A 19,623-nucleotide genomic window follows, 5' to 3' on the forward strand; every position below is an offset into this window, starting at 1 on the left:
TCGCACGGCGCACTAATTCCGCGCCCATGAGCACTCGTGAGGTTTCGGATCGCGAAGATCCGGTCATCGAAAGCCTGTCCCAACTCGCCGAGCCGATGGCCGCGGGCGAAAAGCCGCGCGATGCGTGGCGGATCGGCACCGAGCACGAGAAATTCGTCTACGACACTACCGATCATCACGCCCCGGCCTATGCCGAAAAAGGCGGCATCCGCGACCTGCTGGATGGCCTGACCCAGTTCGGATGGAAGCCCATCGAGGAAACCGGGCCGGACGGCGTGACCAACGTCATCGCGCTCAAGGGCGCGGACGGCAATGTCAGCCTTGAACCGGCAGGCCAGCTGGAACTTTCCGGTGCGCCGCTGGAAAACCTGCACCAGACCTGCGCCGAAACCGGTCGCCACCTGAACGAGGTGAAGCAGGTCGGCGAAACGCTGGGCAAGGCCTACCTCGGCCTTGGCATGTGGCCGGACAAGACCCGCGAAGAGCTGCCCATCATGCCCAAGGGTCGCTATGCGATCATGCTGAACCACATGCCGCGCGTAGGCAGCATGGGCCTGGACATGATGCTGCGCACCTGCACCATCCAGGTCAACCTCGACTATTCGAGCGAGGCCGACATGGTGCAGAAGTTCCGCACCTCGCTGGCGCTGCAACCGCTGGCCACTGCCTTGTTCGCGAACTCGCCCTTCACCGAGGGCAAGCCCAACGGCTACCTCTCCTATCGCAGCCACATCTGGTCGGACACCGATCCGCACCGCACCGGCATGCTGCCCTTCGTGTTCGAGGACGGGTTCGGCTACGAACGCTACGTCGAATACATGCTGGACGTGCCGATGTACTTCGTGTTCCGCGAAGGCCGCTACATCGACGCGGCAGGCCTGTCCTTCCGGGATTTCCTGAAGGGCGAACTGTCCGTGCTGCCGGGCGAACGCCCGCGCATGTCAGACTGGCAGGACCATCTGTCCACCGCCTTCCCCGAAGTGCGCCTGAAATCCTTCCTGGAAATGCGCGGCGCCGACGGCGGACCGTGGGGCCGCATCTGTGCCCTCCCCGCGCTGTGGGTGGGTCTGCTCTATGATCAGGGCGCGCTCGATGCGGCGTGGGATCTGGTCAAGAACTGGGACATGGAAGGGCGCGAGGCCCTGCGCTCCGCCGCACCCAAGCTGGGCCTCGACGCGCCCGTCCCGGGTGGCGGCACGCTGCGCGACATCGCCGGTGAAGTGGTCGAGATCGCCCGCTCCGGCCTTGCTGCGCGCGGCCGCCTGAACGCGGCGGGCGACAACGAGACCGGCTACCTCGAACCGCTGGCCGAAATCGTGAAGACCGGCAAGGTTCCGGCACAGCGCCTGCTCGACCTCTACAACGGCGAATGGGGTGGCGATCTTTCAAAGATTTACGCGCTCAAGACGTTTTAAGGGTGGGAACGCAGGGGTTTACCACCCCTGCACCCCGTATAATGTCGAACTCACGCGCGCGGCATCGTCACGCAGGATGGTGAGCCGGCAGACAAATAGCCTACGGCGCCACAAGGGGCTGACAGGTCTGCGCCCGCAGCGACGACAGTTCGGGGGTCTGGGGCAATAGCCCCAGGACTTTACTTGAACTTCAACTTCTGCCCGACTTTCGCCAAAGTGCGGGTGATGAAGGCGTTCTCGCCCATCCAGTCGTAGTATTCCCGATACCGGGGATCTTCCGCCAGCAAGTGCGCCTCCTCGGTGCGGGCGCGCCAGTAGTAAATGCCGCTCACCACGCCCAGCAGCACGGTGTTGCGCACGGCGTCGGTCCATGATCCGTTGGTTACCAGAAACGGCAGCGTGGAGGTCCACCAGAACAGGTTCTTTGACAGGTACGCCGGGTGGCGGGTGAAGCGGTAGGGCCCGTTCGTCAGCACCCCGCGATAGGTCAGGTTGGAAAAGCGCAGGCCGAACGCGAAAGTCGCCCAGGCATAGATTGCGGTCAAGACCACCATCATCGCCGCCCAGCCCCACAGCAGCACATCGTAAGCCGCCATCCAGTGTGCCCAGCCGCCCGTGTTCACTTCGTAGCCGAGGACGTTGGCATTGCCCATCGTGCCCCACACGAACGGCGGATAACAGATCAGCGCCGCCACCCAGCCTGCCAGCAGCGGGTTACCACTGCGGATATGCGCGTCGAGCGGGCGGAAGGTGAACAGGTAGCCCACTGTGCCGATCTGCACGTCGATCAGGAACAGTCCTTCGATCAGCACGGAGCCGAGTTCGACCGGCTTGCGGGCGATGGCGTCGAAGTCCGCGGTGACGAAGCCGGCGAAGCCACCCGGCAGGATCGAGATCATGAAGGCCCCGAAGAAACCCTTGATCGCCCAGGCGCGCCAGTGCTTCTTCACTTCGGCGGCGTTCCATGGCTCACGCCCGATCAGCATCGCGCCGAAGTGCCACGATGCATCGCGCGGCTCTATCAACACGCGGTCCAGCCACAGGACATAAGGGATCGAAAGGACGAACAGAGGTCCGGCAGCGGCGCTCAGCACTTCCATGGCGAACAGGTACTGTCCGTCCCAGTACCAGCGGCAGATGAAATAGAAGCAGGCGATCCCCGCCCAGGTCATCCACAACCCGGTCAGCTTGGTGATCGAGATGTCCAGCGTGTCCGCCAGCGGGCGCCGACTGGACCAGTCGATGCCGGTGGATGGGCGGCGGTGAACCTTGTCGACCAGCACCGACCATGCGGTCATCGCCGCGCCGGTGAACAGCAGCGTCGCGACGGAGGCATAGGCCCCGCTCATCGGCTCACGCGGCCCCGGCAAGGACAGCGCCTCGGCTACGCCCGCCCAATTCCGACAGATCAACAGCCACGCGATGAGCGCGACGAGGCCGGAAAGGCCTACGCCAGCAGAAACGTCGCTGTCGGGCCGGCGGGTGGGAGTGGTGTTCATGGCTGCGGGGTTAGTGGCAATTGGTTAACGGCGCGCGAATCTTGCCGGGACCGGGGACGAGCCGACGCAAGGTTTGGTAACGCAACACCATCGGGAATAGCCCGATCTCTTCGGACCGAGAATGCAGTGAGGGCACGCGATCGCTCGCGTGCCCCTTCACCACCCTTTGGGCGGTTCCCCTCCCCGGCGGGGAGGGCTGCGTCGGTTCCATCAACGGAACGCGGTGATGCGGCCCGAATCGTCCAGTACGTAAAGCGTCTGATTCGCCACCACCGGCGCCAGCGAGATTGCATCGCTCAACTCCGTGAACGGCGTCAGCGTGCCGGTAGAAGGGTCGATCGTGCTCAACTGTCCGCGCGAGTTGCCGACCCACAGCTTGCTGCCGGCCAGCACCGGGCCGACCCAGAAGATGGGGTTCTTGCGCTTCTTCTCGTTGCGGTAACGGCCCAGCTCGGTCAGCCAGCGGACCTTGCCGGTGGCGCGCTGGATGGCGAGGATTTCTGCATGGTCGTCCAGCGTGAAGACCCAGTCGCCCACCACTGCCGGGGTCGAGATCCCGGCGAGGTTGAGTTCCCAGATGCGCTGGCCGGTAACCAGTTCGTAAGCCGCCATGCGGCCACCCTGACCCAGCGCATAGACACGGCCATTGTCGATGATTGGGTCGGCGTCGACGTCGGTCAGGCTGCCCACTTCGGTCGAGATCGAGGTGCGCGACAGCGCATCCGACCAGACCTGACGACCGTTCTCGTAACGGTAGGCCACCAGTTCGCCGGAGGAGAACCCGGCGATCACGGTGCCCTGTCCCAGCGCCGGGGACGCTACACCGAACACGCCCGACTGCGTCAGCGATGCCGATTCCTGCCACACGACAGTCCCGTCCGCCGCGTTCAGCGCGACGATCTGGTTGTCCTGCGTCATCACGAAGACCTGATTGAACCCGACCGTCGGCGCGCCGCGCAGCGGGCCTGCCGGCTTCTTGGTCCACACCTGACTGCCGTCCGCCGCGTTCAGCTGGGCAACTTCGCCAAGGCCGGTGGTGATATAGAGCTTGTCGCCGTCAATGCTGACGCCGCCGCCGAAGACGGAGTTCGCCGCGCTGCCATTGACCGTGAAGCTCTTGGTCCACAGCGAAGCACCGCTCTGCGCGTTGAAGGCATGGACGACGCCTTCGGTGTCCATGACGAACAGCTTGCCGCCGCCGATCACCGGCGCTGCGGCCAGGCGGGCGCGGTTGCTGGAACCGGCGATCTGCGCAGTCCACACCTTGGTCGGGTTGTCCGCCAGCGCGAGGTGGCCATACGCCTTGTTGGCGGTGTTGCCGCCCTGCGCCCAGCTATCGTTCACTGCAGCCGGAGGCAGGATGACCGACACTGCGCCCAGTGTGGCGTCTACCTTGGCGCCGCTTTCGATGCGCGACAGGATCGGCACGCGGTTGCCTACCGTCGGGGTCTTGGCCGGGCCCTTGCCGCCGCCGAAGACCTTGCAGCCGGAAAGGCCCATCACCAGCGCGAGGGCGATCAACGGCACGACCTTCTTCGCGCGCGCCGAAGTCGTGTTGCGGGCTGCGTTCATGCGAATGTCCTCACGTACCATGTCTTGTTCAGTTCCCCGACGCCGCAGGCTCGATGAGCTTGGCGGTGGGCTGGTTCAGCGGTTCGCCCTGATCGTTGACGATATCGTCAACGGCATCGACGCCCAGAACGGCGGCCAGCTGACGCGCGCGGCTGCGCAGGCCGTCTTCCACGCCCTTGTCCTTGGCGATGGCGGCAAAGAGCGGACCGGCCTGATCCTGCTTGTTCTGCTTGAGGTAGGCCATACCCACCAGTTCGGCGGCAGGGCCAAACCACGGATTGCCCGGCGCGGCCATCGGCTTGAGCCTGGCGATCACGTCTTCGGGCTTCATCGCGTCGAAATTGGCGCCGATCTGGCGCACGGTGGCCAAGTCGCGCAGCGCCTGCGGCGCCTTGGCGTCGGCGGCAACTTCGCCGTAGATGCGGATGGCGTCCGCCTTCTTTTCCTGGCGCAGGGCGATGCCGGCCAGCATCAGGCGCGCCGATACCGAAGTGGCATCGGACCCCTTGGCAGCCGCGATCGGAGCCAGCTTCGTCTTGGCGCCGTCGAGGTTTTCCGACTGCAGCGCATCGAGCGCCTGCACGTAGGCTTCCGAGCGGGCTTCGCGCTCCTGCGTCTGGCGATGCTGCCAGTAGATCCAGCCTGCGAAGGCCAGCAGAGCGATGACGATGACGGCCAGCAACGGCTTGCCGTAGCGGCTCATGAAGCCTTCGAGCTGGTCCTGCCGCACGGCATCGTCGACTTCACGCAGGAACACGTCCTGTTGAGCGGCATTGCGCGCGGCTGCAGGAGAGTTGGGATTAGGGGGCAGAGCCAAGATCGAGCGCTTTCTGGCGAAAAACGGGAATGTTGCCCGGCTGTGTAGCGAATGGGTGGGGGTTTTCAACGGGGATGTGCTTGAACGTCCCGCCGTGAAGCACGGCTGAATGACGTGCGCGTCAGGGAAATCGCGCCAGCCCCATGGCTTGGCCGTATGTGGCGGCATAAGCGCGCACCATCGCCTTTTCATCGTATTGCGCCTGTGCGGCGGCGCGGTTGGCACGGCCGATGCGGGCGCGCAGGGCTTCGTCGCCCGCCAGTTCGGCCAGCGCGCGGGCCAGCGCGGCGTCGTCTCCGGGGGGTGTGACGTAGCTGCGGTTTTCCACCGATACCATCTTGGCGACGTCTCCCACCGCCGGTGACGCTGCCGCCAGCCCTGCCGCCATGGCTTCGACCAGCGAGATCGGAAACTGCTCGGAATCGGATGACAGCGCGAACAGGTCGAACAGGCCCACCGCGCGCGACGGGTCCGGCACGAAGCCTGGCAGGTGCACCCGGTCGGCAACGCGGCTGTCGCGGGCCTGTGCCTCGATCGCCGGGCGCTCGGGGCCTTCGCCCAGGATCACCAGATGCCAGTCCTGCGGCATGGCGGTGAATGCGCGGACCAGCCGGGGCAGGTTCTTGACCGCGCGCAGGCCCGCCAGCGTGCCAAGCCACTTCGCCCCCGCAGGCTTGTGCAGGCCGGGAATCGCATCGGCGGGCGGCGGGGCAAGGTAGGCTTCGGTGCGGATGCCGTTGCCGATCAGCCGCACCCGGCTACGCGGCTGCGCCCATTGCGACAGGGCGATTCCTTCCAGCCGCTGCGAAGGCACCACCAGCGCCGATGCCCGCGCCAGCGCCAGCCGACGGAACCAGTTGCGCGCAGGTTTCAGGCCGTTCGCCTCGTCCTCGTTGAAGCCGTCTTCATGATGGACCAGCGGCGGCAGGCGCAGCGCGGCGCCGAACAGGCGATGCGCCAGCACCGCGTCCATCGCCCCCCAGTTGTAGGTGAGCACGAGGTCATGGGGCCTCATCGCCCGCGCGATACGCAGCAGCCGGGCGGGCGTGGGACGACCCTGAAGGCTGGGAAAGTCGTCCGGAAAGTCCACCGACAGCCCCTGATCCAGCGCCACCCGCGCGCCGAACGCACCCGGCTGGGCGGAGACGACGGCATGCTCCACCCCGGTCCCGAAGACGTTCATCAGCCGTGCTGCGCGCAGTTCCTTGCCGCCCGCTGCAAAGCTGGAATGAAGGTGGAGCAGCCGCAAGCGCTCAGGCCGCCACGGGCTGGTCGACACGGGCGATCAGCCGCTCTATCGCGGTCACCGATTCGGGCTCGTCCAGGGTGGGCGCGTGGCCGATGCCCGGCAGCGTCAGTCCTTCCGCCGACGTGGACCGCGCGAGCATCCGGTCCAGCGTCTGCGCCGACAGCAGGTCCGACAATTCGCCGCGCACCACCAGCACCGGAGCCTGCGCCAGCGCGTCCCACGCGCCCCAAAGATCGGGGCCGGCTGCGTCCTGCGCATTGACGTCGAATTCGAGGAAAGGCTCAGCGATCTTCATATCGTAGTCGAAGACGATGCGGCCGTTGCCGCCCACCGTCATCAGCCGCTTGGCCATGCCGATCCAGAAATCCAGCGGTCGTGCTGGGTGCGCCGCGCCCTGCACTTCCTCCAGCCCGCGCGCGGCATGGACCCATGTCGGCCAGGTGCGCCCCTGCCCCACGTATTCCTTGATCCGCGCCAGTCCGGCGACTTCCAGCTGCGGCCCGACATCGTTGAGCACGGCGGCGGCGATCCGGCCCGGCAGCAGCGCCGCTAGCCCCATCGCCAGCAGCCCGCCCAGCGACGTGCCGACAACGACGAAGCGCTCCAACCCCTCCTGCTCGATCAGGGCCAGCACGTCCTCCCCATATTGCAGCGGCGTGTAAGTGGCCGAATCCTTGGCATATTCGCTGTCGCCGCGGCCACGCAGGTCAGGGCAGATCACCCGGTGCCCGGCGCTGGCAAGGCGCGGCGCCAACACGTCGAAGTCGCGCGCATTGCGGGTCAACCCGTGCAGGCACAGCACCGGCAGCCGCGCTTGCACTCCCTCAGGTGCGGGATAATCGCGGAAATGGAGCTTGAGACCGTCGCGGCTGGACCAGAAGCGATCGTCGAAAACCTTCATGCCGCGGCGCGACCTCTCTTTAATTCAAAGCAATGCGCGACTTGATCGCAAGCCGGGCGCCCCCCACTATCGCCGGATGCCCAGCGATCCGCAACCCGCGCCCTACCTTCCCGATCCGCGAATCGAATCCCTAGCCGGATGGATCGGCGACCCCGTGCCGGCAGCGGACTTCCCCCGGCGGCAGCTGCGCTGGCGGAACGATCGCTGGGCCGCCGCCGTTGGGCTGGACGGGTTCGACGAAACGCGCTGGACCGATCACTTCGCAGGTTTCGCGCCGCTGCCCGGCAACCTGCCACAGCCGCTGGCGCTGCGGTATCACGGCCACCAGTTCCGCACCTACAACCCGAACCTTGGCGACGGGCGCGGCTTCCTGTTCGCGCAGATGCGGGATGGCAAAGGGCGCCTGCTCGACCTTGGCACCAAGGGATCGGGCCAAACCCCGTGGAGCCGCGATGGCGATGGCAGGCTGACGCTGAAGGGCGCGGTGCGCGAGATCCTTGCCACCGAGATGCTGGAGGCGCTGGGCGTCGATACCAGCAAGACCTTCTCCGTGGTCGAGACCGGCGAGGATCTGTGGCGCGGGGACGAGCCGTCTCCCACTCGCTCCGCCGTGCTGGTCCGCCTGTCTCACGGGCATATCCGCATCGGCACCTTCCAGCGGCTTTTCGCGCTGGAGGAAAAGGACCACCTCGAAGCGCTGGTCGCCTACTGCCTCGAAAACTATCCCGGCAACCTGCCGCCCGGCGATGCGCCGGGGCGCGACGAACCGGCAGTGATCCTGCTGCATCAGGTGGTCGAAAGGCTGGCCGATCTGGCCGCCGCATGGATGGTGGCGGGGTTCGTCCATGGCGTGCTCAACACCGACAACATGAACATCTCGGGCGAGAGTTTTGATTACGGACCGTGGCGCTGGGCACCGCGATGGGACGCACGGTTCACTGCCGCCTACTTCGACCATACCGGCCTCTACGCATTCGGACGCCAGCCCGAGGCGCTGCTGTGGAACTGCCAGCAACTGGCGATCGCCCTGCGTCCGCTGGCGGAAACGGCGCCGCTGGTGGCCGCGCTGGAGCGGTTCGGGCCGCTGTACCAGCAGGCCATGGGCAGCCGCTTCACCTGGCGCCTTGGCGTTGCATCGCGCGGGGTGGAGAGCGACACTGCGCTGATCCAGGCAGCCGAAAAGGCGATGGTGGAAACCGGCCTTTCGCCCGAGCAGTTCTTCTTCCTCCATCGCGGCGGCCGCAATGCCGGGGACGACGCTTTCGGGGTGCTGCTGTCGGCCCGGGCGCCCACTGCCGGGACCGACGATCCGTTCTGGCAGCAGGATGCCCCGCCCGGTGTTCTCATCGAGGAGGTTGAGCGCATCTGGGCCGCCATCGACCAGCACGACGACTGGAGCGAATTGCACGCCAAGGTTTCGGCGATCCGTGAGCTGGGAAGCAGGCTGGGCGATGCGCCCGACCCGGCGCAGGCATGACCGGAACGGGCCATCGATTCACCCCTCGGTAGGATTACCTGTGCGATTGAGGTGAAATGTCGAACCCTATCAGCTAACAGGCGGTTAGCCGTATTGCCCTGGGACCAGTGATTTCGTGAGCGGACAACTCAAGCGGGCGGACAGCCCGCCCGACAGCAAGGCGCAGATCGTCTCCCACGACCCTTCCACCGGGGCGGAAGTGTGGCGCGGCGATGTGGCCGATGTCGATGACGTGGTTTCCCGCGCACGCCGCGCGTGGCCATCCTGGGCCGCGCAACCACTATCCACGCGCATGGAACTGATGCGCCGGGTCGCCAACGAAGTGCGCAAGGACGCGGACAAGCTGGCCACCTGCATCGCGCGCGAAGTGGGCAAGCCCTTGTGGGAAGCGCGGGCCGAAGTCGATTCGGTGATCGCTAAGGTTGAAGTCGCGATTCGCGCCTATGCCGAGCGCACGGCCCAGCGCCGCCTCGATTCGGCGCTGCAGGGCGCGATGGCGGTGCGTCACAAGCCGCACGGCGTGCTGGTGGTGCTCAGCCCGTTCAACTACCCCGCGCACCTTGCCAACGCGCATATCGTGCCCGCGCTGATCGCCGGCAATGCCGTGATCTTCAAGCCGAGCGAACGCGCGCCCGCCACCGGAGAGATGCTGACCCGGCTGTTCCACCGTGCGGGCGTGCCCGCCGCCGCGCTGCAGTTCGCGCCCGGCGGCCCTGCGGAAGGCGCCGCGCTGGTCGCGCACGAGGGGATCGACGGTGTGCTGTTCACCGGCTCTGCCGCCAACGGCATCGCCATCAACCGCCGTCTGGCGGGCCGGCCCGACCGCATGGTGGCGCTGGAGATGGGCGGCAACAACGCGATGGTCGTATGGGATACGCCCAAGCTGACCGACGCCGCTGCCCTCGTCATCCAGTCTGCATTCGCCACCAGCGGCCAGCGCTGCACCGCCGCGCGCCGCCTGATCGTGAAGGACACGATGTACGACGCGCTGATGGCAGAGGTGAAAGCCCTGGCCGACCGCGTGATCGTGGGCGCCCCGTTCGACGAACCGGCCCCGTTCATGGGCCCCGTGATCGATGGTGCGGCGGCGGACGGACTGACCGAGAGCTTCCTGTACCTGCTCAGCCACGGCGGTCGGGCGATCAAGCACCTTGTCCGCGCGCACGATTCCCTGCCGTTCCTTTGCCCTGCGATCATCGACGTTACCGGGGTCAAGGATCGGCCCGACGTCGAACTGTTCGGCCCGATCCTGCAGGTGATCCGCGTCTCGGACTTCGATCAGGCCATCGCCGAGGCCAATGCATCGCGCTACGGCCTTGCCGCCTCGCTGGTGGGGGGGACGCCGCAGGAGTACAACCGGTTCTGGGCCAACGTGCGCGCCGGGATCGTCAACTGGAACCGCCCCACGATCGGCCCTAGCCATTCCGCGCCGATGGGGGGCGTGGGGCTTTCGGGCAACCACCGCCCCACCGGGTTCTACGCGGCGGATTACTGCGCCTATCCTGTGGCTTCGGGCGAAATGGAACAGCCCCGCGCGGTGATCGGCGTGGGGCTGCGATAGGATAGCATGCCGAGTTACTTGCCGCTGGCGACCAGATCGACTTCGGTCAGGCCATTCTTCAACTTTCGGGCGTAGACCACGTAAGCCTTGCCACCCTTCTGGCCGCCAAGCACGTTGTCGCCGCCTTCGACCTTGTATTCCGCGCCGTAGCCCGCTGCGACGGCTTTGGTATAGTAAAAGCCGATCACGTCGCTGACGCTGACCGGCGTGGCGAAGTTCACCACGCGCAGCGCACAACCCTGGCCGTCGATCCCCGCCGCTTCCTGCACCGCGCCGCGCGGATAGACCGGCAGTTCGGCGGGCAGCTTTGCCGCCCAGGTGTTGGAATACTGCACCTTGGCCGAGCAGTCCGCCTTGGCGACTTTGGCCTGCGAAGCGACCTGCGCTGCAGTGGCGGCACCTTGGGCAAGCGCGTTGACGCCGCCCTGTGCCGGGCTGGGCGCGGGCTTGATCGCACCGCCCGCAAGCTCCGTCGCCTGCTTCTTGGCGGCAGCGATGGCTTCGGGCGTGCGGTCCTGCGGCGGGATGGTGATCTGACGGCCTTCTGCCGATACCGCCGCGCCCTGTTCGCCCGCCATTTCGGGATCGACCATGATCTGTTCGCCGAGCGCGCCGTTGATCGCCGGATCGGTGTCGGCAGGATCAGGCTGGGCCTTGTTTCCCGAGCCGCAGCCCGCCAGCATCAGCGTGCCGACGATGGAGGCAGTGGCAAGTCGGATGGCAATCTTCATCGTCGCGGGTTCCTTCAGCGCAGGTTCGCCCGTTCGACTAGGGCCAATGCGTTAGGAAAACGCCAAAAATGCGAAAGGTGCCAGAGCCGAGAATCGCCACGTCCCATTTCGGGATGATCGAACCCGCGCCCGTTACGCACACGATCGAGGGCGCCTGCATGAAGCAGGCGCCCTCCCCGCCCGTTTCCGGACGGTTCCCCCGCAAGTCGCCGTACATGCGGGAAAACTGTGTTCAGTATCGGTTAGCGGCAGCGCGAACCGCCACGATCGACCTCGCGGCCCAGCAGGGCACCAGCCGCGGCACCGATCACGGTTCCGGCGGTACGGTCGCGGCCACCATCGACTTCGCGGCCAAGCAGGGCACCGGCAGCGCCGCCGAGGAGGAGTCCGGTCGTACCGTTGCTGCGGCGGCAGTAGTAACGGCCGTCGTTACCACGCCAGGAACTGCGGCGATAATCGCGGCGGTCGTCATAACGGTCGCGATAGCCGTAGCCGCGGCGATAATCCTCGCGCGAGTAGCGATAGCGGTCGCGGCCATGATCGTAAGTCTGTTCGCCCGGCGCGGTGAAGGCGGCGCCATAAGAAGCGATCGCAGCCGACGCAGGCAGCGCGGTCATCAGGCTGGCAGCTGCGGCGGCGATGGCCGAGGCCTTGAAGAATGCGTTCATCTCAAAATCTCCTCTTCTTCAGCGAACCGGCCATCCGAGTCGATCCGCGTTACGCATTCATCTTTACGACGGTTAGTATGAACAATGCGCAACGTGCTCGTCAGAATTCGGATATGCGATGAAGTGAGATCCTTGCTGCGACCGGACGAGCGATTGCCCTCTTTTCATCGCGGCTTTATGGGCCGGCCTCAGGCAACCGCCCCCGGGTTGCCGGGAGGTCCATTCAGCAATGCCCAAGATCGCGCCGCCCCAGTCCGTCACGTTGTCCGGCCTGCTGCCCGCGCTCGGCGCTTACGGGATCTGGTGCCTCTTCCCGCTGTATTTCGCGCTACTGCATGCCGTTTCGCCGTTCGAGGTCGTCGGCTGGCGGCTGCTGTGCACGTTGCCGATCTGCCTTGTAGCGGTCTTGCTGCTGGGCAAGGGCCCGGCGCTGCGCACGGCGCTGACCACGCCGCGTCTGTTCGGTGCACTGACCCTGAGCGGGCTGCTGATCGGCGGCAACTGGCTAAGCTACGTGCTGGCGGTGATGGACGGGCACGTGCTGGCCGCCAGCCTGGGATATTACATCAACCCGCTGGTCAATGTGCTGACAGCCACGATCTTCCTCAAGGAAAAGCTGTCCGCCCGCCAGTGGATCGCGGTGGCGCTGGCGGCGATCGGCGTGGCGCTGCTGGCGCGCGGCGCGCTAGACACCTTGTGGATTTCGCTGGCGATCGCGCTGACGTTCGCGGGCTATGGCCTGATCCGCAAGGTGGCGCCCGTGGAGGCGCTGACCGGACTGACGGTGGAGACGATGGTGCTGGCGATCCCCGCGCTGGGGATCATGGCGTGGCAGATGCAGCAACCGGCGGGACTGGCAATGGGCACCTCCCCGACCATCAGCGCGCTGCTGTTCTGCGCCGGGCCGCTGACCGCCGTGCCGCTGATGCTGTTCGCCACCGCAGCCCGCCGGCTGCCTTTCGCGGTGCTGGGCTTCATCCAGTTCGTGACGCCGACCGGGCTGTTCCTGATGAGCGTGTTCCTGTTCGACGAACCGCTGAAGCCCATCCAGTTGGTGTGCTTCGCGTTCATCTGGAGCGCGATTGCGGTGTTCTGCTGGGACATCCTGTCGCGTCGGGAAGCGCGGTAGGGCAACCATCGCCGCAGGCGAAGCAAAGCCTCACCCGCGGCGATGACAACGCTTAGAGCGCGCCCGCGAACCGCAGGGCTTCGCCCTGCGCCTGGTTGGCAAGCTCGCCTTCCCACATCGCCGCATGGCCGCGCACGATGGTGCCGACGACGCGGCCTTCCAGTTCCATGCCTGCGAACGGCGTCCAGCCGCAGCGGCTTTCGCCCCATTCCTCGGTCACCGTGAAAGTGCCCTTGCGGTCGACCACGGTGAAATCGGCGTCGTAACCCACCGCTATGCGGCCCTTGCCGACAAGGCCGAACACGCGCTGCACGCCGCTGGACGTCATGTCGATCAGCCGCTCCAGCGTCAGGCGGCCCTTGGCGACATGGTCCAGCATCAGCGGCAGCAGCGTCTGCACGCCGGGCATGCCCGAGGGGCTGTTCGGATAAGTCTTGGCCTTTTCCTCCCGCGTATGGGGCGCGTGGTCCGAACCGATGACGTCGGGGACACCGGCACGCAGCCAGTGCCACAGACCATCGCGGTGCGCGGCTGAGCGGATCGGCGGGTTCATCTGCGCGAAGGTGCCGATCTTGGGATAGGCTTCCTCGGCGGCCAGCGTCAGGTGCTGCGGCGTGACTTCGCAGGTCGCCACGTCGCGGTGCTGGGCGATCAGTTCCAGTTCCGCCGGGGTGGTGATGTGCAGGATGTGGATCGGGCGCCGCGCTTCGTGGGCCAGCCGCAGGATGCGCTTCGTTGCCAGCATCGCGCTTTCATCGTCACGCCACACCGGGTGGCTGGACGGATCGCCCTCGACGCGAAGATCCTTGCGCGCGTTCATCCGCGCCTCGTCCTCGGCATGGATAGCCACGCGGCGGCGGCCATGCGCCAGCACACGGGCAAGCTGTTCGTCCTCGGCCACCAGCAGGCTGCCGGTGGAGGCGCCCATGAAGATCTTCACGCCCGCCGTTCCGGGGATCCGCTCCAGATCGGCCAGGGCGACGGCATTGTCCGCGGTGGCGCCGACGTAGAACGCATGATCGCAGAACATGCGGTGATGCGCGCGGCTCAGCTTGTCGCGCACGCGCTCCTCGGTGTCGGTGTTGGGGTTGGTGTTGGGCATCTCGAACACGGCGGTTATGCCGCCCATCACCGCCGCGCGGCTGCCGGTTTCGAGGTCTTCCTTGTGCTCCAGCCCCGGCTCGCGGAAATGAACCTGGCTGTCGATCACGCCGGGCAGCACGTCCAGCCCGGTGCAGTCGATCCGGCGAGCGGCATCCGGATAGGAGCCGACGCCCACGATCCTGCCGTCGCGCACTGCCACGTCGGCGACCACCGGGCCGCTGGGCGTGTGGACGGTACCACCGGAAAGGACGAGTTCGGGTGCAGGTGCGCTCATCGGGACGGCCTTTCTACGGGGTAGCTGTACAATGCAGCCGACCTAGGCCGATGACGCGGGGCTTTCAAGGCCGCCCGATCGGTCCCCTCACCGACCCGGCCCGCTCAAGCAGCGCCCGGACGAAGGCGTCGAGATCGTCCACATCGACGTCCAGCACTTCGTCCCAGTCCTCCAGCACCGCGACGATGTCATCGCGCGTATAGGAGGGGATCGGAACCGGCGCGACGCCGGGCGCGCCACCCGGTGCACGATGCGGCCAGGAATGTCCCGTCGCGTTGTTGTAGATCCAGCCGACCGCGCACAGGACCAGCACGTTGGCGGAGATCGGCAGCATGTAGGTCCAGTCCCACGCCGCTGGCCCGGTCGCGCCCAGCGCGAACAACAGCGCGCTGGCGCCGCCGGGGGGGTGCAGGCTGCGCGTCAAGGCCATCACCGCGATCGCCAGCCCTACGGCTACGAACGCCGAAATCCACGGGTCGCCCAGCAGATGCCCGACCACGAGCCCGGTCGCCGCCGAAAGGACATCCCCCCCGATCACTGCCCAGGGCTGCGCCAGCGGACTGGCAGGCACGCAGAAAACGAGGACCGCAGAGGCTCCCAATGGCGCGACGAGGAACGGCAGCGCCTTCGCATGGTCGCCCGGAAACAGCTGCAGCGCATACCACATGACGATGCCCGCCAGCGCGATGCCCAGCCCGGCGCCAAGCGCGCCACGCGCCCAGCCCAGATGCCCCAGCGCGCGCACCCGCCAATTTTCCCGTACCGCTTGCGACACTGCCTTTTTCCCGTTGTTCTTCGGACGGGACGCCCTTAGCCGCACTACGGCCCGCTTGGCGAGACACGCTTGTCATGCCGCACGTTGGATTCGGGGTGATGTGCCGACCTGCGTCAGAACTTCAGCTTGTAGCGCACCATGGCCCGGTTGCTCACCTGCCCGCCGCCCAGCCCTGCGGATTCCAGCTCGACGCCGACCGAGGAGTTTTCACCCAGCCCGAGTTGCGCGGGCGGCAGCCCCTCCTGCGTGACGTACGTGTCCGGCAGCGGACGGACGCGCTCCTTGTCCGGGTCGGGGGCGCAGACCACGATCTCTCCGGGTCGGACCTGCGGGCACCGGGGCTTCACCGCGCGCAGGTCCATCCCCCCGCCGCTGGGAACACGCGCCAGATCGAAGGCGGAAACCTCGATCCCGTGAGGTTGCGGAGGGAGCGCATCGGCTGGCATCGCGGCCAGAAAGCCATGGGATCAAGGCGTTTTCGTGGCGGCCCAACGAAATGGCCCGGCCCTCTCGCTGGAGGACCGGGCCGATCGCGCCCACAGTTGGGGGATGGCGCGCGGGCGCCGCAGACTCAGGCGAACTTGCCCGCGCGGGCGATTTCGGCCAGCGGCTTGCGGCTGCTGGCGACTTCGCGCTCCTGCAGGAAGTCGGGCAGGACCGACTTGTCGCCCTGCCGACCGATGGCGAAGGCGGCTTCGAGGCGGTGATCGGCGGGAATGCCCAGCGCGGCTTCGGCTTCACCGAACTTCAGGCCGGTCATGCCATGGGTGTGATAGCCCAGCGCCTGCGCCTGCAGCGCGGCCAGCGCCCATGCGGCGCCCGCATCGAAGCTGTGGCTGTGGTTGTCGGAGTTGCCCTTGTCCGAACGCATGTACTTGTCCGAAACGATGAAGACGAGCGCCGAGGCTTCCTTTGCCCAGCCCTGGTTGAATTCGATCAGTTGCGAAAGCAGCAGTCCCCAGTTCGCATCGCCCTTCCTGGCGTACAGGAACGTCCAGGGCTGCACGTTGTAGGCCGAAGGCGCCCAGCCGCCCGCTTCGAGAATCGCGTCGAGGTCGCCCTGCGGGATTTCGCTGCCGTCGAAGGCGCGGGGGCTCCAGCGGTCGATGATGAGCTTCTCGATCTTGGGATTGGCGATACGTCCGGTCATCGAAACTGTCCTTGCATGCTCGGGTGTTGGGAGAATGGGCATTGAAAGGGCGACCCGTGCGAGTCGCCCTTTCGCGATATGTCAGGCTGCGTCGACGAGCACCAGTTCGGCGTCTTCAAGCGCAGTCACCGTGATGGTGTCCAGCCCGGTGATCGCCACGCCGTCGCGGGCATTGGCTTCGACGTCACCCACCTTGATCCGGCCGGTCGCCGGGACAAGGTAGCTGTGCCGCCTGGGGTCGGTGGTGTAAGTCACCGTATCGCCCGCCTTTACGGTGGCGCCCAGCACGCGTGCCTCTGCATTGATGTGCAGCGCATCGTCATCGTTGGCGATACCGCTGGCCAGCGTCACGAAGTTGCCTGCCCGGTCTTCCTTGGGGAAGGGACGTGCGCCCCAGCGCGGTTCCTCGCCGCGGCGGTCGGGGATGATCCAGATCTGGAAGATCTTGGTTTCCTCGTCCTCAAGGTTGTATTCCGAGTGGGTGATGCCGGTGCCGGCGCTCATCACCTGAACGTCGCCCGCTTCGGTGCGGCCCACGTTGCCAAGGTTGTCCTTGTGCGTGATCGCGCCCTTACGGACATAGGTGATGATCTCCATGTCGTGGTGCGGGTGCGGCGGGAAGCCCGCCTTCGAAGCGATCGTATCGTCGTTCCACACGCGCAGGCGACCCCAGTTGGTGCGAGCCGGATCGTGGTAGTCGGCGAACGAGAAGTGATGGTGAGCGTCGAGCCAGCCGTGGTTGGCGGAACCGATGCTGTCAAAGGGGCGCAGTTCGATCATGGCAGGGTACTCCTTGGTATGTCTTGCCGGTCGGGGTTTGACCGTGTCGAAGACCCAGGTAGGCCTTGCGTGCCTATCGCGAAATTGTGATAAAATGATCCGAGTTATTCAGGAATCTTGAATGGTCGATGTAATTCCGCCCAGTCTGGACCACTTGCGCTGCTTTCTGGCCGTGGTCGAAGAGGGTAGCTTCAATGCCGCCGCGCGCCGTCTTGGTCGGGCGATCTCCGTTGTCAGCTATGCCATCGCCCAGTTGGAGAGCCAACTGGACGTGCGCCTGTTCGACCGTGAAGGCTCCCGCAAGCCGCAGTTGACGGAGGCGGGCCGCGCGCTGCTGTCCGAGGTGCACGCGATCTCCGACGACGTCGATGCCCTGCTGGCGAAAGTGCGCAGCCTGCGACAGGGGCTGGAAGCGGAACTGTCGCTGGCGGTGGACGTCATGGTGCCGGGCCATGTGCTCGCCCGCCTGCTGCGCGACTTCCAGACCCGCTTTCCCACGGTGCCGCTGCGACTGCATATCGAAGCGCTCGGCGCGGTGGCTGCGCTGCTGCTGGACGGACGGGCCACGCTGGGCATCGCCGGTCCCGACATCAAGGACTTGCCCGAACTGGAACGCGAGACGATCGGCTCGGTCGAGATGGTGCCAGTGGCTGCCCCTTCCCACGCCCTCGGCCAGCTGGACCGCATCGCGCCGGGCGAAACGCGCAAGCACCTGCAACTGGTGCTGACAGACCGTTCCACCCTGACCGACGGCAGCGACTTTTCGGTGTTCAGCCCCCGCTCCTGGCGCCTGGGCGACCTTGGCGCCAAGCACGCGCTGCTCAAGGAAGGGATCGGCTGGGGATCGATGCCACGCCACATGGTATGCGACGATCTGGCTGCAGGCTCACTGGTGCAGCTGAAACTGCCCGAACGACCGACGCTGGAATACGGGCTCGTCGCCATGTGGCGCAAGGACAGCCCCCCCGGCCCCGCCGCCGTCTGGGTGCTCGACGAACTTCGCGAACGGCTGGCCAAATGCCCGACGGTCGCGTGAAGCCCTTGCCGCGGCGCGCACGGTGCCCCACTTATCGCGCATGACCGCGACCCGCCTGTTCGACCGCGCCCTGATCCGGCTGACCCCCCGTGCCGATTCGCAGGAGGACGTCGTCGCCTTCCTGCAGGGCCTCGTCACCTCGGACGTGGCGGGGGCGTTGCCAGTGTGGACCGCGCTGCTGACGCCGCAGGGCAAGGCGCTGTTCGACTTCGTCGTCTGGCCCGCCGCACACGGACTGTTGCTGGATTGCGAGGCCGAAGTTGCCGACGCGCTGGTCAGGCGGTTGTCGATGTACCGCCTGCGCAAGGCCATCGACATCGTCCGCGACGACCATCTCGCTGTCCACTGGCGCCCACACGCGGGTGACGGCGCCGCCCCCGACCCCCGGCTTCACGCGCTGGGCGAGCGCTGGATCGCGGCCATCGACGCCACTGACCCGCAGGATGCCGAACATGGCGCCGACGCCGCCTGGACGGCGCACCGCCTTGCCATGGGCGTTCCCGAAGGCCGCCGCGATCTTGGCGATGGGGAAACCCTCTGGCTTGAGTGCAATGCCGCCGAACTGAACGGCGTCAGCTTCACCAAGGGCTGCTACGTCGGGCAGGAGAACACCGCCCGCATGAACTGGCGCCAGAAGGTCAATCGCCGTCTCGTCGTGGTGCCACTGGATCGCTCGGACGAAAAACGCCGTCGCACTGCCTACCCCGAACTGGGGCTGGCGGTGGACCACCTGCGCGTGGAAGACATCGCGCCGGAACTCATGCCACGGTGGCTGGCTGCGGCAGAATAGCTGCAGCCTGGGCCCGGCGTCAGGCCACTCCCACAACCTGCATCATGCCCGGCGTTGCTGGCGCTACGCGGCGCTTCAGGTCTGCCACGTAGATTCGCGCTGCATATTCCATCGCCCGAGTGGCGACATAGCGCGATCGCACCTGCCCGGTATCGCGAAAGCCCGCGCTTTCAAGCGTCAGGTGCGTGTTCGCGTCGTCAGCGAAGTCGCTGGCGACCACGCGAACATGCCCCAGCGCCCGTGCATGGCGCATGACGGCACGCAGGGCTTCTGCAGCGAAACCGTATCCCCGGTGCCTTGAGGCGATCCAGTAATCGACTTCAACGTCGCCTTCGTGCCGGGCCAGACCTATGCTTCCGACCAGTTGTGCGCCGCCGGGCGCGCGCAGATACATGAAGAACAACGGCAGCCGCGGATCGCGCGGGCGGTCGAGGTATACGCGCAAGTCATCTGCCTTGCGCGCTACCGGCAAGATATCGGTGGAACACTGCAGGCCATCGCCTTCCAGTGCCTCGACGATCTCGTCGAAGTCTTCCGGCCAAGCCGGTCTCAGAAACAGCCTCTCCGTGCGGACGAACATGGCCACGGTTCTCCGTCGTTATTTGTCCCGCGAATCGGATCATGCACGCAAGTCGGCGCCGATGCACGCAGTTTGATGTGAACCATTCGCATCAAACGATGACATGCTCACAGGC

Annotated in this window: 19 protein-coding genes; 6 read left to right on the forward strand and 13 right to left on the reverse strand. The window is 66.5% G+C overall.

The window, feature by feature from the left end; all coding sequences use genetic code 11:
• The first annotated feature begins 26 nt into the window (after positions 1-26).
• A complete protein-coding gene (locus tag GGR40_RS17805; protein ID WP_429277594.1) occupies positions 27-1,415 on the forward strand; it encodes a glutamate--cysteine ligase in 1,389 nt (462 codons plus the stop codon).
• A 179-nt stretch (positions 1,416-1,594) separates the two neighbouring features.
• Here the strand turns inward: GGR40_RS17805 and GGR40_RS17810 are convergent, their stop codons facing one another.
• From GGR40_RS17810 to GGR40_RS17830, 5 genes are all read right to left on the reverse strand, one after another.
• Positions 1,595-2,914: a methyltransferase family protein gene (locus GGR40_RS17810; RefSeq protein ID WP_429277595.1), complete on the reverse strand. Its 1,320-nt coding sequence runs from the start codon at positions 2,912-2,914 to the stop codon at positions 1,595-1,597.
• 210 nt (positions 2,915-3,124) lie between these two features.
• Positions 3,125-4,486 (reverse strand): outer membrane protein assembly factor BamB family protein, encoded by a 1,362-nt coding sequence (locus GGR40_RS17815; protein WP_429277596.1) that lies wholly within the window; start codon positions 4,484-4,486, stop codon positions 3,125-3,127.
• 28 nt (positions 4,487-4,514) lie between these two features.
• Positions 4,515-5,303, reverse strand: a complete 789-nt coding sequence (locus GGR40_RS17820) for a tetratricopeptide repeat protein (RefSeq protein WP_429277597.1) — start codon at positions 5,301-5,303, stop codon at positions 4,515-4,517.
• Positions 5,304-5,424: 121 nt separating this feature from the next.
• Complete coding sequence (locus tag GGR40_RS17825; RefSeq protein WP_429277638.1) at positions 5,425-6,552, reverse strand: glycosyltransferase; 1,128 nt, start codon at positions 6,550-6,552, stop codon at positions 5,425-5,427.
• A gap of 4 nt (positions 6,553-6,556) precedes the next feature.
• Complete coding sequence (locus GGR40_RS17830; RefSeq protein ID WP_429277598.1) at positions 6,557-7,453, reverse strand: alpha/beta fold hydrolase; 897 nt, start codon at positions 7,451-7,453, stop codon at positions 6,557-6,559.
• A gap of 76 nt (positions 7,454-7,529) precedes the next feature.
• Here GGR40_RS17830 and GGR40_RS17835 point away from each other — a divergent pair, with 76 nt between their 5' ends.
• Positions 7,530-8,930: a protein adenylyltransferase SelO family protein gene (locus tag GGR40_RS17835; protein WP_429277599.1), complete on the forward strand. Its 1,401-nt coding sequence runs from the start codon at positions 7,530-7,532 to the stop codon at positions 8,928-8,930.
• Between the two features lie 115 nt (positions 8,931-9,045).
• Entirely contained in the window at positions 9,046-10,491 is a 1,446-nt protein-coding gene (locus tag GGR40_RS17840; protein ID WP_429277600.1) for a succinylglutamate-semialdehyde dehydrogenase, read from the forward strand.
• Between the two features lie 14 nt (positions 10,492-10,505).
• On the opposite strand, the gene GGR40_RS17845 is transcribed toward GGR40_RS17840, so the two are convergent.
• Both GGR40_RS17845 and GGR40_RS17850 read right to left on the reverse strand, forming a co-directional pair.
• Complete coding sequence (locus tag GGR40_RS17845) at positions 10,506-11,222, reverse strand: hypothetical protein (RefSeq protein WP_429277601.1); 717 nt, start codon at positions 11,220-11,222, stop codon at positions 10,506-10,508.
• Positions 11,223-11,464: 242 nt separating this feature from the next.
• Positions 11,465-11,890 carry a glycine zipper 2TM domain-containing protein gene (locus GGR40_RS17850; RefSeq protein ID WP_429277602.1) on the reverse strand — a complete coding sequence of 142 codons (426 nt, stop codon included), beginning with the start codon at positions 11,888-11,890 and terminating at the stop codon, positions 11,465-11,467.
• Between the two features lie 229 nt (positions 11,891-12,119).
• Here GGR40_RS17850 and rarD point away from each other — a divergent pair, with 229 nt between their 5' ends.
• Positions 12,120-13,019 (forward strand): EamA family transporter RarD, encoded by a 900-nt coding sequence (rarD, locus tag GGR40_RS17855; RefSeq protein ID WP_429277603.1) that lies wholly within the window; start codon positions 12,120-12,122, stop codon positions 13,017-13,019.
• A 52-nt stretch (positions 13,020-13,071) separates the two neighbouring features.
• Here the strand turns inward: rarD and GGR40_RS17860 are convergent, their stop codons facing one another.
• The 5 genes from GGR40_RS17860 to GGR40_RS17880 form a co-directional block, all read right to left on the reverse strand.
• Complete coding sequence (locus GGR40_RS17860; RefSeq protein WP_429277604.1) at positions 13,072-14,397, reverse strand: dihydroorotase; 1,326 nt, start codon at positions 14,395-14,397, stop codon at positions 13,072-13,074.
• A gap of 64 nt (positions 14,398-14,461) precedes the next feature.
• Positions 14,462-15,172 carry an HPP family protein gene (locus GGR40_RS17865; RefSeq protein WP_429277605.1) on the reverse strand — a complete coding sequence of 237 codons (711 nt, stop codon included), beginning with the start codon at positions 15,170-15,172 and terminating at the stop codon, positions 14,462-14,464.
• Between the two features lie 113 nt (positions 15,173-15,285).
• Positions 15,286-15,618 (reverse strand): hypothetical protein, encoded by a 333-nt coding sequence (locus GGR40_RS17870; RefSeq protein ID WP_429277606.1) that lies wholly within the window; start codon positions 15,616-15,618, stop codon positions 15,286-15,288.
• A 125-nt stretch (positions 15,619-15,743) separates the two neighbouring features.
• A complete protein-coding gene (locus tag GGR40_RS17875) occupies positions 15,744-16,322 on the reverse strand; it encodes a nitroreductase family protein (protein ID WP_429277607.1) in 579 nt (192 codons plus the stop codon).
• An 81-nt stretch (positions 16,323-16,403) separates the two neighbouring features.
• The gene (locus GGR40_RS17880) at positions 16,404-17,102 is read right to left on the reverse strand and encodes a pirin family protein (RefSeq protein ID WP_429277608.1); all 699 of its coding nucleotides are present in this window, start codon (positions 17,100-17,102) and stop codon (positions 16,404-16,406) included.
• A gap of 121 nt (positions 17,103-17,223) precedes the next feature.
• Between GGR40_RS17880 and GGR40_RS17885 the strand changes: the two genes are divergently transcribed.
• Together GGR40_RS17885 and ygfZ are read left to right on the forward strand one after the other, a co-directional pair.
• A complete protein-coding gene (locus GGR40_RS17885; protein ID WP_429277609.1) occupies positions 17,224-18,138 on the forward strand; it encodes a LysR family transcriptional regulator in 915 nt (304 codons plus the stop codon).
• A gap of 40 nt (positions 18,139-18,178) precedes the next feature.
• Positions 18,179-18,928, forward strand: coding sequence for a CAF17-like 4Fe-4S cluster assembly/insertion protein YgfZ (gene ygfZ / locus GGR40_RS17890; protein WP_429277610.1), 750 nt, complete (start codon positions 18,179-18,181; stop codon positions 18,926-18,928).
• Between the two features lie 19 nt (positions 18,929-18,947).
• Here ygfZ and GGR40_RS17895 read toward each other — a convergent pair whose 3' ends face one another.
• Positions 18,948-19,508, reverse strand: coding sequence for a GNAT family N-acetyltransferase (locus GGR40_RS17895; RefSeq protein ID WP_429277611.1), 561 nt, complete (start codon positions 19,506-19,508; stop codon positions 18,948-18,950).
• Positions 19,509-19,623 lie beyond the last annotated feature (115 nt).

Origin of the sequence: Novosphingobium gossypii (assembly GCF_050433305.1) — a bacterium.
In the GTDB taxonomy this organism is placed as follows: domain Bacteria; phylum Pseudomonadota; class Alphaproteobacteria; order Sphingomonadales; family Sphingomonadaceae; genus Novosphingobium; species Novosphingobium gossypii.